We start from the raw sequence: 13,515 nt of genomic DNA, 5'->3' as shown, positions 1-13,515 counted from the left end.
GTTGCGTACCTCCTGTCATTAACCTTTGGTTGCCCCGCCCATGCTGAATCCTTTGGACATGTAACGCTGGGAGAAGATATATAGCACAACCGAAGGCATTGTATAAAGTAGTGAAAATGCAGCCAACCTGCCGTATTCAACCATACCGTGGCTGCCGAAGAATTGATAAATCGTGACCGATGCCGGAAGTTTCTCCGGTGTCTGGAGCAGGATGTATGGCACGAAGAAGTTGCCCCAACTTCCCGAAAAGGTAAATATCGCTATCGTTGCAATACCAGGCAACATCAATGGAGCCACGATTCGCCTCAATCCGTTCCACACGGATGCACCGTCGATCCATGCCGATTCTTCCAGATCAATAGGCACTGAATCCATGAAGTTTTTCATCATCCAGATGCCGTAAGGAAGTGAAGATGCAGTCAGGAACAGCATCGTGGCAATGATGCTATTTTGCATTTTGAAGAACAGAAACATTTGAAATACCGGAACCATCACGGCAGTAATCGGAAGAGCTGTCATGAACAGAATCGATAACAGGAAGCTTTTTTTAAATCTCATTTCATAACGGGATAAAGGATAAGCAGCAAGAACAGATACCAGTACAACCAATATCGCTTGCCCTCCCGACAGAATCAGGCCTACACCGAATGAACGAAGATTGCTCGAATCCCCGAGTACATCCTTGAAATTTTGAATGGTCCAGGTACTGGGCATTTTGATACCTTGTTGCGCGTTCGGGTCAAATGAAGCCAGAATGATCCAGAGCAGCGGCAATAAAAAACAGAGCCCTAGAAAAACTAGAATCCCGTACTGGATTTTGCGTTGAAGCCCATGTTTGACCATAGGGATCGAACCTCCTTCATGGTTACACTTTCACTTTCATGGATCGCATGTAGAACAGGCTGGCGATAATACCGATGAACAACAGAACCAGAGATATGGCTGTGCCGTATCCAAATTGATAGTTCACAAAGGCCTGGTTGTACATGAAGATCGGCAAGGTTTGTGTTGAAGTACCCGGGCCACCACCGGTCATCGTATAGATCAGCGTGAACACGCCCAGTGTCTGTAGGGTAACCAACATCATGTTGGTCACGATGGACCCTTTTACCATTGGAATCGTAATGTGTCTGACAATCTGGAACCCGGTGGCACTGTCAATAATCGCAGCTTCTTCAACTTCCTTCGGGATATCATCCAGTGCCGACTGATAGACCATCATTGAAAAGGCTGTGCCGTGCCAGATATTTGCGATAATGACACTCACCATAGGGAAACTGAACAACCAGGAGACTGGATTCGCTCCAAACCAGCCGAGGATCTGATTCAATGAACCATTGTCACTGAAAAAGGCGACCATACAGAATGCCACAACAATCTCGGGTGTCACCCAACCGGCAATGACGATGATGCCAATGACCCGGCGGAAGGTCACATTTTTCTCCTTCATTAGAAGAGCCAGAATGAACCCAAGCAATACCTGACCAATCACTGCGGAGAAGATGAGAAAAACCAGCGTGCGCCAAACACTAATGCGGAAATCCGGATCATGGAACATATTAATGAAATTCTGGAATCCGACAAACTCCAAACTCTTGGCTGCCGCCCCGGTCAGAGCCATATTCGTAAAGGCAAAACAGATCGTCAGAATGATGGGAACAATGAAAAACACAAGTAATAACAGTACGGAAGGCATTAGAAACAGAAATGAACCTGGTGCTTTCCTTTTCATAAGTCACTCTCCATTCGAACCGGAAAAAGGGGAGATTGTGCCTCCCCCTCCGAATATATCGATATCCTTATTTCTCTTCGATGCTGTCCGCGCCAAGGGAACGGGATACGTTGTCCTTCAATTGCGTAACTCCCTCTTCCGGCGTCAGCTTGCCAGAGGCAATACTCTCAACAATGCTTTGCAATTGTGCGGATACCGCTGCATATTGATCGTTCGCTGGACGGAAGTGGGCCACATTCAAGAGTTCCTGTGCTTCTTTGGTATAAGGACGATCCGTATAACCTTCAACTTCTGTGGAATCATTACGTGGGCTGAGGCTGCCTTCCGCTACTACGCGTGCAGTCGCATTTTCCTTATTCATCAGAAACTCGATAAATTTCCAAGCTGCTTCCTTGTTCTTCGCTTGTGCAGGAACAGACCAAGCCCATCCTCCAGACATCGTAGTTGCTCCAGGTTCTTCCCCATTTTGTGTTGGGAATGGTGCAAAGCCTATTTTCTCTTCAACGTTGGCGATTGGAGCAGCACCGTTCTCGGCCCATGTCGAACCTGCCCAGCTACCATCTACAGCCATCGCCAATTTGTCTTGCGGGAACTGTTGCTGGAATGCAATACTGCCAGCTTGTCCATTCAAGGCAACCTGCATGGTTGGACCTGTTTTATCCGTGTTAAACACTTGATCTATGAATTTGAAGGAATCCAGCAGCCCCGGGCTGTTAACAACCCATTTCTTGCTGGTGTCGTTATATAGCGTATCCGCCGTACCATAGAGCAGCATTTCCAGCGTTTGCATGGTTACACCTTCACCGTTTGCTTTGCCCACGATCATATTAAGCGGCGTCACACCCGGCAGCTTTTGCTTGATGGTACGTGCTGCTTCGAGTACTTCTGCCCAGCTTGCAGGTTTGAACGGAACTTCAAGTCCCGCCTGTTGAAACAGTTCCTTGTTGTACCAGATTCCGCGTGTATCCGAGGTAGCCGGAACGCCGTACACTTTGCCGTCTTCTCCGGTAACCCCTGCCTTCAGGTTGTCGATGATGTGATCTGCCCAATCAGACCATCCCTGAACCTGTGTATCCAGCGGCTCCAAATATCCCGCAGCAGCATCGGATTTGATGATGGATGTATCTTCGGCAATAACATCAGGTGCCGTATCCGGGGATTTCATCTGCAGAACCATTTTGGACGTATAATCACCCTCACTTGCCAAGACAGGCGCAATGTTGATTTTGATATCCGGATTTTCTTTCTCAAATTGATCCACCAAGCCTGATTGGAAGAATTTCGTAAGTGTATCTTCAGATCCTGAAGAACGGAATGATACGGTTACTTCCTTCTTGCCATCACTGGTTGTGCCTGTACTTGAACTTCCACCTGAACAGGCTGTAGTAAGAATGAGCAAGGATGTCATAACTGCTGCTACCGGCATTTTCAATGATATTTTTCTCATGATTCGCTCTCCTCTTGTCGGAATTCAATGAACTCCGAACGTTATGATGTACTCGCAGGTTATCTCTTGCTTTCCTATCCTATTTCTGTACGCGGAATCCGCAATAATCCATCATCAGTTCACTAAAGAGCATGTTGGACCATGAAAACCATGGACGTGTATATTCGTGTGGATTGTTGGCCGAAAAACCTTCATGGGTCAGTCCGGTATCCGCATCCGTCTTATGGATGAGCTGAAGCAATCGTAGTTTTTCATTGCGATCCTCCGTAGTCAGCCCCTGCATCGATAAAGCGATATGCCAGATGTACCCTTCCGGTGTATGCGGACTACCAATTCCCGCTGCTGCTGTTCCCTCATAAAAATACGGGTTGTGCGAGGATAGAATGAAACGGCGTGTATTCTGATACACCTCGTCGTTCTCCTCCACATATCCGAGATAAGGTAAAGACAGCAGGCTCGGCACATTGGCATCATCCATCAGATTGTAATTGCCTTTCCCATCCGTTTCGTATGCATATATGGTTCCATATTCCGGATGTTCAACGGTGCCATAATCCTGAATACCTTTGTTGATCTGTTCCTCCAACTGCTGAGCAGTCGCTGCCAGCGTTTCATCTTCGAACACCGCTTCAGCAATTTCCTTTAGATATCGAAGCGCCACCACGGCGAACATATTGGATGGAATCAGATATCCATATTCACAGCGATCGTCGCTGGGACGGAATCCCGACCAAGTCATGCCTGTGTATACCGTTTCAGTACCTCGTCCCTCTCGGGTGAGCGTATCGGTCTCAGGAGCATCCAGACGTTGGAACGTGTAGGGTGATTTCGTCTCATGATGCTGTTCCACTTGCCATAACTGCATGATGATCTGGGCTGCTTTACGGAACGTATCATTGAATTGAGTTGTTCTTCCCGTGTTCTTCCACAAGAGATAACTGAGCTGAATCGGATAAGCCAGTGAGTCGATCTCATACTTCCGTTCCCAGATCCAATCATTCATCTGCGTCAGGTCTTCCTGATGTCCTTTTCCACTCTCCGTCTCATTAAAAGCGTTTGCATAAGGGTCCAGGAGAATATAATTCAGTTGACGTTCAACCAGTCCAGCGATCATGTCGGCAATATCTTCATCCTCTGAAGCGAGAACCAGATAAGGTCTGACCTGAGCAGCAGAATCACGTAACCACATGGCAGGGATATCTCCTGTAATCACAAAAGTTGTGCCATCTTCTTTGCGCTGAATTGTGGTCGCCATTGTATTGGTAAAACAATTTTTGAACATTTGGTTAAGTTCCGGATAATCCGGCATACGTTTGTTAACCCGATCAATCATGTCGTATATCGAGGGAGAAATTTCTTGATCATCTCTGGGTGCCAGCATGTTGTCCTCCTTATGTAATCCAGTTTGTTAACCGCTTTCATCATCCTAAAACGAATATAATGTTATGTCAATATATTTATTTGTATATTAGCATGTTATTTTAATTCAATAACACTAATTAACATACCATTTAAAGCAATTCTCCCCATTTTATCCACACAAAAAGAGGCCTCGTTTATACGAAGCCCCTGATTGAACACAATGAATATTAAGTTGCTATAATTAACCCTTTTGTTTCACCATACTCGTTGACTTACCCTTCACCAATCGGGCAGGCAAAATAACCCTGTTCACTGCCATTTCGTTGTTCTGCATACTTTGAAGCACCATCTCAAATGCCTGTTTTCCCATATCAAACTGGCTTTGTCTCATATGGGTTACACGGCTTCCTTCGGCAGCGTTTGGACTGTCAAAGCAAATGATGGACAAATCCTCCGGAATCTTCAATCCAAGCTGATCGGCTGCCTGTTCTGCAAGTAAAGCAATGTGATACTCCGCAGCAAAAAGTGCAGTAATCTGAGGGTATTTCTGTAAATGTTCCACCAGTGTCTCCACATCACGGACCTCGACTTGAGGATCAAACACACTTGGCAGTGTCGAAAGAAAAGATTCTAACCACAGTTCCCTGTTCACCAGAACTCCTTGATCATGATGAGCCTCAATGATTCCTTCAATTCGTTCTTCAATCGGTGTGGTGTTCGCCGGAGGCTGCGTCAGAAAAGCGATATGTCGGTGACCGAGATCGAACAGATAATTCATCCCTTCTCGCGCCGCGCCTACGTTATCCGTACTGACAGATGAAGCTGGAATACCTTTCAGGTACCGGTCAATCAGAACAAACGGGAATTTGTTAACGACCAGTTTAAGAATCTCATCGCTGAAATATTCACCCTGTGCCGGGAAAATAATCAATCCGTCCACCCCCAGTTCCAGCAGTTCCTGAATGCTTTGTTCCTCCTGCTCAGGAATCCCGAAGGAGCGTCTAAGTACGAGAAAACAATCATGCTCTCGCGAAGCTTCTTCCATCCCATATAACAGTTCTGTACCATACATATCGCTGAAATTAGTAATGACCAGACCAATGAGCAGCTTCTTCTCTGGATCTTTGATCGCAGAACGCGGAGCAGGTCTGTTAGATCTTTCCTGTAACACATCTGCTGTGTCGGCTACAAAAGAACCCCGTCCCGGCTGACGAACAATTAATTGTTCACTCGCCAGCATCTCAAGCGCTTTTTTAGTTGTAATCCGGCTCACTCCGAATTCATCACATAATTCTTTCTCCGAAGGAACACGCTCACCCACTTGATATTGATGAAGCTGTATCCGTTCGCGCAAGGATTCAAAGATCTGTTCATACATCGGCTTGGATGCCGAATCTTTCCCCAATACAAGCACCTCCATAAATACCCATACTTCTCATGTTCTACATCCTAATATATCATGTTATATCATTAATGTGAAGAAAGGAGACAACTCACCTGCTTTCATGTGTGCGCAAAAAAAAAGCACCCCCCGATGGATGCTTCATTTTCAAAAGTTCATAATTAGATTTATTTGGTGAAAATAACCATAGCGGATTAATCTTAGGCGTCAGATGTGAATCGAGATACAACAAAAAGCCGACAAGCCCTGATACGTCGGCTTATCGGCTTCTTGCTTAGATGGTCAAAACGTGGTTATCCTCCATGTCACACTTTGCATAATTAAGGTTGCAGACTCTCAGCGGACGGTGGACCTACTTCTGTTTCAGTCTCTTCAGGGCTCGAATCTGGTTCTGGAACGGATTGTTCTTGTGCTGCGCTGACGAACAATCGTCCAGCTGCTTCCGCCTCTACTTTGTTGCCTGCTGCATCCTGAGCACGAATCACAATGACTCCACCATCCAGAACAAGGGATGAAGGTGTTGTGTACGTACCCGTGTAACGACCAGGTTCAGTCTCCAGCAATGGAATCTCTCCTGCGCCTTGGGCATTCAGATTCAAAGGTAACTGAATACGGAAAGATGCTTGCAGACCAGGTTTACTGTCAAATGAAACGGTAACACTCTCCCCTGATGTGATTCGAACATCCTCAGCCGGAGTAATATTCGTAAGTTCTGGCAACGCCGTTTCCACATAGACGGTGCGGGTTACGGTTGTTTTGTTACCAGCGATATCGGTTGCTGTAATGGTAATTGTGTTCTCGCCTTCATTGACCAATACACGGTGACTGAAGCTTCTGTCTTTACCCACTTGTACGGTTTGTCCGTTAACGGTTACCTTATCGAGGAATTGTTCCACGACATTACCCGTTACGTGAACCACTTCTGCATTGATGCGATCCCCTTGAGCTGGCGTGAGAATCGTTAACTCTGGTTTGGTCTGATCCAGAATAATGACTATGGGGAGTGAACGGTCCGTTGTTTTACCGTCTACCACTGCCTCCGCAGTAATCGCATTAATGCCAGAACGGAGCTTCACACCGTATGAGAACTTCCCATTTGCCACTGTTGTGGTGCCAGCCAGATCCTTGCCGTTGTAGATCTTGATCTGAGCTCCAGATGCCGGAGACGTTCCCGACACAGTAAAGGTCGATTGATTCGTATACGTGTTTGCAGGTACTGTGAGCACAGGTGCATTTACCGGATATCTCACGACTGCACGAATCATGTAATTGCCTTCTTCTACCGGTGAAGTACTCCATGCTCCGCTTACACGCTGCCAGCTTCGACCAGCATTCGTACCATTCTCATCGGTAGCGAGTCCCGGAGCACTTGTTCCGGCTACGCTTTGTACATACACGATATAGAAGTCACCCGTTACAATGACCGGTTCTGGGAATTCAACGGTTGTCCATTGATCGTTACGAAGTGCAGTACCGTCGAATGGTCCAGCCAGCTGTCGTCCTGGAGCTCCACCCGCACCCGATGCATCATATACGGCATATTGGAACGTTGTACCTCCAGGCACAGGCCACTCTGTGTTCCAGAATCGGAACGATGCACCTGTCAGTTGAGCGGTCTCCAGCTCTGGTGTCATTCGAACTGCCCAAGCGTTATCCGCAGCGTTAAAAGCTCGTGCGTTCTCTGCTGATCCATCATCATAAGCAATTTCCCCTGGGAAACCGATGAATGGTTTCAAGGCAACATTTGCCTCTGCTGTCCCATTACCAGGTACAGTTACAGTTACGGTTTTACTGTAATAATCCGCAGCCCGGATGGACAGGGTATAACTTCCTTCCAATACCTGAATATTGAAGCTGCCATCTGAACCTGTGCGAACTTCACCTATATTGGCATCTTCCACCACGAGGACGGAAGCATCAGCCAATGGTTGGCCTGTCCGCTCATCGGTTACTACACCTTCAATCTGCCCATGAGGGATTTCCTCCAGATTAAAGTTGGCTTTGGCACCATTGCCATCCGTGATCGTTACCTGCTGAGTTTGAGGATAATATCCATATGCTTCAGCTTTTAACGTGTAATCACCTGCTACGTGTGTGAAATTATACTTGCCTGTAGCTGGATCTGTCTTCACCGAACGTCCGGTTTCCAGTACGGTAACCGTTGCACTTGCAGGCAGGCTTTGTGGATTAACCGAACCTGTTTCTGGTTTTTCAACTTCCGGTTGTTGCTGTTTCGTTTTGTTAAATTCCGCTTTGTCTGTCCGCGAAATTTTGTACCATGGATTATCATAGGACGGTTTTGGTTTGTCATTGTTAAGCACAACCGCACTGTCCTCCGTTACCGTCTCCGCAGCAACTCCCAGTACACGGAAATCATCAATGAACCAGCCTGTCTTCACAACACTGTTGTCTGAGGTCAGGCGGAACCGGAATTGAACTTCATTACCGGTAAGTGCATCCAGATCATAAAATACGGGTGTCCATTGTTTACCGTTTGTAGTATGAGAGAATTTGCCCAGTTCTGACCATGTGGTCCCACCATCCTTGGTGACTTCCACATATCCGTAGTCGTATCCACTCTCAATCTCGTACCAATGATTAAACGTAAGTGTTCCTTCGGATACATCCGTCAAATCAATGACCGGAGATACGAGTGAATAGTTGGAACCACTCTCGTACGTATTGTCGAGATCGGTCGCCCAGACATTCGGTGGAGAAACCGCGCTGGCAGGACCCGTTACCGGAATACCGCGTTCCCACTCATCTTTGGTTCCTGAATGAGTCCAGCCATTATCATCACTGCCATCGAAATGATCGATGTAGATATCCTGAGGCACCTCTACTGTAATGGAGACCTCATTCGATTTGTCGCTTTCATTGCCACTATAATCAAGTGCGGAAACGGTATAATAATACGTCGAATCTGTCACCGTAGCCGTATCTGTAAACGTTGTTCCTGTTGCAGTTCCAATGGATTCATAACCTGAACCTGCGGTTGTGGAGCGATATACGATATAGGATTCGAGATCCTCATCACTCGGACCCGTCCAGCTCAAGGCTACATTACCAAGAATATCGGCCGTCGCAGACAATCCGGCAGGTGCGCCCGGAGCAATCTCATCCAGCTCTTCTACAGCGAAATCATCAATGTACCAGCCAGCTTTTTGCAATGAATTATCGCTCGTCAGATTGAACTTGATGAACACCTGCTGTCCCGCGTATTCGCGAAGATCAACATATTGTGTCTTCCAATTGCCACCTGTACCCGTGAAGGTTAACAGCTCTTCGAACACATAATCGCTATCCTCGGAAGCGATGTATACCTTGCCGAAGTCGATGTTATTCTCCAAGTCATACCAGTGCTTGAAGGATAACAATGCCCCTTCCGGACTCTCGGTGAGATCAATTGGCGGCGCAAGCAAATATGCATTGCTATTCGCCACATAAGTTCCTTGCAGATTGGTTGCAATCACCTTGTCACCGGAGTATGCACTTCCAGGACCACTGGTTGGTGCTCCCCATACCCAAGTACTTCCGGTTCCGCCAGTCGTGAAGCCCAGCTGATCTTCTTCAAAATCCTGAAGGTACCCTGGCTGAACACCATTGGACACAGCCACTTTATATACCTGACTTTCGAATCCGTTGTTGCCGTAATCATTTACGCGGATATAATACTCTACACCTTGTGGCTCAATGAGAAAAGCAGGGATTGTCGCTGTATATGTCCCATCTTTGTTATCCCCAGCAATCCGGTTCATCGGTAGATAAACGTACTGGTTGGTACCTGTCGTTTTGGCAAAAGCCTCGACGGAGACTACTGCGACGTTATCTGTCACATGAGCGGTTAATGGTATATCAATGCCTGTAAAGGCTGAATTAACAGGGGTATGTACCAGTACTGGCTCTTCCAGATCATCTCCGGCTGTAACCACTCTGCCGGATACTGTGCCGATCCCTTCGAGTACAGAACCCACAGCATCAAGGGCATTAATAATGCCGTGACCGTAGCCGTTATTAGGAGAGGTCGGATACTGACTATCCGTTCTCGGCGTGGCTGTATCTGTAATGATCTGCTCCAGCTGATCCACCGTAAGGGAATGATTGGCCTGAAGCAGCAGTGCAGCAAGTGCAGTTGTATGCGGGCCTGCCATGGATGTTCCGTTCCAGCCTCCCTCATATACTCCGCCCGGAACTGATGAACGGATATTCACCCCAGGGGCAGATACTTCCGGTTTGATCTCATCATACGGGGATGGGCCCAGCAGGGAGAAGGAACCCAGATTACCATTGATATCTGTGGCTCCCGTTGCGAAGCTTTCGGGATAATTGGCCGGGTTCGCAACGGAGCCGGGACCACCCGGATTCGTCAGTGTTACATTTCCCGCAGAGAATTCGGGAAAAATCTGCGCATCACGCCAGGCTTGAACCATAGGTCGGAACCATTCATCAAGTCCCGGGCCGCCGCCCCATGAGTTGTTGACGACATCCGGTGCAAGTTCAGGATGCAGATTGCCTTCCGCATCAACCGGAGCGATCAACCACTGTCCGCCATCCAGAATGATGGCATCTGTTGTCTCCGGATTGAATATCCGCACACCAATCCACTTCGCACCGGGAGCAACCCCGATCTGGTTGGTGCCATCTGCTTCAGAGCCAACCATCGTACCCATCGTGTGCGTACCATGCCCGTCTCCGTCCGCAGGGAGGGAAGCATTACTGTGCGGATCATACCAGCTCAGTTCGGGATCAACGATATTGCCTGAAGCATCCAGTCCCCGCCATTTGCTGCGAAGCGCCGGATGGGTATAATCTACACCACTGTCCAGATTGGCAACAACAATCCCTGTTCCATCGATGCCCCGATCCCACACGGCTGGCGCATTGATGTAATCCAGGTTCCATTCCACGTTTTCTGTCGCAAGCTTGTCTTTTGCAGCAGGCTCTTTGTCTTTGACTCCGACTGAAGAGTCTTTAGCTGGCGTTTGGACAGCATCTTTGCCTGATACCGCATTCGCCGGTTCTTTACTCACTTCGGCTTTCTGTAAGTATCGTGTCTCATTCGGTAGAATCTTCTCCACCTCAGGCAGCAGCGCAATCTGTTCCATGACTTCTTTGGTACTCGTTACTGCCAGTGAATTGACAATAAAATAGCTTTTATATTCTTTGACCTTGCCCAGGTCAACTTCCTTTTCCAGATAAGTTTCCAATGGATATTGTGTACGTGAGGCCGTTTCCCGCAGAGAGCTGACGACCGAATTCCGGACGGACAGCTTCGTTGCTGAAGCCGTTTGTTTGGCGATAGTCGCCTTTTCCAGGGCCTGTTTGGAGACTGCTGCTGTATCCACCTGTTCCTTCATTTTCACCAGATAGGTAACATATTCACTACCATCAAATTCTTTGGTCAACTTGGCGTTTACTTTGGACTCCGTAACTTTGGCAAGTCCAGATTTCATATCCAATTTGGATGATGTGGAGTTTTCAGCTGAAACCGGATGAATGATCGAAAATGCAAGGAGAAGCGAGAGCCCCATGGAGATGGGCTTGCGTAACCGATTAATCTTTATCAAACTTTTCCACTCCTTTTACCCGGTTTTTTAATTTAGTCTGGTACATATGCCCTTCTCTGCAGAATAAAACGGTAAAATAACCTTTATTGCGGACGAAATAGATACCCTGGATTTCACATAAAGCCTCACCTCCTTTACAGGTCTGGTTAGGAATCAATATGAGTCAGAAGAGATAACAGATCAGTCTATGTTTTTTTACTTGGAAGTTTAGGAGATTGAATGAATCGGACCATGTGAGTGAATAGTTTGGGTGTTTGAATAATGCAATGTGAGTGAATGTCTATAAGCATTCATGTGGAAGGGTAATCTGGAGCGTTAGCAGAACGCTTGCTAAGGAGTGGTGGATATGAATTTCGATCGTGATTCGAGTGAGTAGTCCAACATTTTAATTACATATAATAGTCGATTAGGAATTTAATTGGATTTTATTGGTATAGTATAAAATCATTATTCGATATATACAAGCATTTTATTGAAAAATATAGAAAATAAGTCTATTTAATGCTTTTATGTGTCTCATGTCGCTTACACATTTCAGCTTATTTTTCGTATTCATGCATCTTTTTGATGAATAATAGTTTGTAGTAGTTCGATATAACCAAGACCTGATACGCAAAATTTCAAATCAAGAAAAAGAACGACATGAGAACTCTCATGTCGTTCATCTCAAAATTTATATCTCATCATGTAATGTTCACGCCGCCACTTGCATAACCAACAACGGTATTCACAAGAGAAAGTCCAGTTGCCGTTGCGGAGAATACAAGCAGAAGACGTGTCTGTGCACTCACAGGTATAGCCAATCCGGTTGTTATGCCATTGGAAATACTACCCAATGCAATAATACCGGTGAGTGGAGGTGCCAGTGTAACGACCGCCCCCGGAACCGCAGTAAATGCATTATCAGGAGTAGGTGAACTGAATAATTGCGCAGTGATGGTCACCGTTGAACCGACCAAAGCCAAGGCTGCTGTTGTACTAAAATAAGCAGCAATGGAAGTTATAACGCCATCCCGTGGAACAGAGAACGCAAAGTTAATGAGTGGTCCAACAATCGTCCCCGTTAAATCAATGGTGCCACCCAGAATGCTGACTCCGGTTGCCGAGCTTCCGAAACCAATGAGACTTGTGGTTCCTACCAGTCCACCAGCAATGGTTGTCAATATGGCAGGTCCGCCAGAAGCAAACGGTATAATGGCGCCAGAACCCGTAGCTCCTGTAACACCAGTGCTGCCAGTTACTCCCGCAATCCCAGTTGCGCCGGTAGCCCCGGTTACCCCTGCAATTCCGGCTGCACCCGTATCTCCTGTCACACCCGTTGCCCCGGTAGCCCCGGTGGCTCCTGCTACGCCAGGATCACCTGTTGCTCCTGTAACGCCCGCTGCCCCAACAGCTCCTGTACTCCCCGTTGCACCTGTGGCTCCTGTTGCGCCACCTGCTGGGCCTGCCGCACCCGTAGCGCCAGTAGCACCTGTCGTACCTGCTGGTCCCTGAGCACCAGCAGCTCCCGGTGTACCCGCTGGACCTACACCACCCTGAGAACCAGCAACGCCTGCCGGGCCTTGTGGACCAGGTACGCCCTGAGGACCTGCTGGTCCTGCTGGTCCTGCTGGTCCTGCCGGACCTTGACTCCCTACGTTTCTAAGCCCTGTTGTGATAGCCAATTCGGTCGCCCGGATCAAAATGACCAGTTGATCTTTCTCAGCCGAATCGATATTCCCCTGTAAAATGACAGATAGAAGCACATCCAGCAATTGCTGCAAATTGGTTCCCACACTGATCGGAGAAAATGGAACGGCCTCTGCAGATACAATGGTAAGCTCCAAGACCGCTTCGAGGTCTGCCTTGGTTCCCTTTTTCAAATCCGAATGATGAACCAGAGCCAGTAATTTACGCAGTACCTCAATCAGCAGTGAAACATTGTGAGGCGAGGGATTCGCAAAAACCTGTACAATTGCTCCTTTCAACTCACCAATTAATTTGAGAAGGAATTCGGCTTCTTTGT

General features: G+C 47.3%; 7 protein-coding genes and 1 pseudogene. All 8 read right to left on the bottom strand.

What is annotated here, in order from left to right; genetic code table 11:
• Positions 1-18: 18 nt before the first annotated feature.
• Complete coding sequence (locus MKY66_RS13835; RefSeq protein ID WP_076211825.1) at positions 19-843, bottom strand: carbohydrate ABC transporter permease; 825 nt, start codon at positions 841-843, stop codon at positions 19-21.
• A gap of 22 nt (positions 844-865) precedes the next feature.
• Positions 866-1,732, bottom strand: a complete 867-nt coding sequence (locus tag MKY66_RS13830; RefSeq protein WP_036608294.1) for a sugar ABC transporter permease — start codon at positions 1,730-1,732, stop codon at positions 866-868.
• A 67-nt stretch (positions 1,733-1,799) separates the two neighbouring features.
• Positions 1,800-3,179 carry an extracellular solute-binding protein gene (locus tag MKY66_RS13825; protein WP_076211823.1) on the bottom strand — a complete coding sequence of 460 codons (1,380 nt, stop codon included), beginning with the start codon at positions 3,177-3,179 and terminating at the stop codon, positions 1,800-1,802.
• A gap of 79 nt (positions 3,180-3,258) precedes the next feature.
• On the bottom strand, positions 3,259-4,560 hold the full coding sequence (locus MKY66_RS13820) for a glycoside hydrolase family 125 protein (protein ID WP_076211821.1): 1,302 nt from the start codon (positions 4,558-4,560) through the stop codon (positions 3,259-3,261).
• A 222-nt stretch (positions 4,561-4,782) separates the two neighbouring features.
• Positions 4,783-5,955, bottom strand: a complete 1,173-nt coding sequence (locus MKY66_RS13815) for a GntR family transcriptional regulator (protein ID WP_305956066.1) — start codon at positions 5,953-5,955, stop codon at positions 4,783-4,785.
• Positions 5,956-6,263: 308 nt separating this feature from the next.
• Positions 6,264-11,510, bottom strand: a complete 5,247-nt coding sequence (locus tag MKY66_RS13810; protein ID WP_076211817.1) for a S8 family peptidase — start codon at positions 11,508-11,510, stop codon at positions 6,264-6,266.
• A gap of 683 nt (positions 11,511-12,193) precedes the next feature.
• Positions 12,194-13,174: an exosporium glycoprotein BclB-related protein gene (locus tag MKY66_RS13805; protein WP_339807177.1), complete on the bottom strand. Its 981-nt coding sequence runs from the start codon at positions 13,172-13,174 to the stop codon at positions 12,194-12,196.
• Positions 13,175-13,180: 6 nt separating this feature from the next.
• Positions 13,181-13,498 (bottom strand): annotated as a pseudogene (locus MKY66_RS13800) (collagen-like repeat preface domain-containing protein); the annotation flags it as partial.
• Positions 13,499-13,515: the final 17 nt, after the last annotated feature.

It is taken from the genome of Paenibacillus sp. FSL R5-0766, assembly GCF_037971845.1.
Lineage (GTDB): Bacteria > Bacillota > Bacilli > Paenibacillales > Paenibacillaceae > Paenibacillus.
Note: the sequence above shows the minus strand (reverse complement) of the source record. Positions and strands in the feature narration are given on the sequence as shown.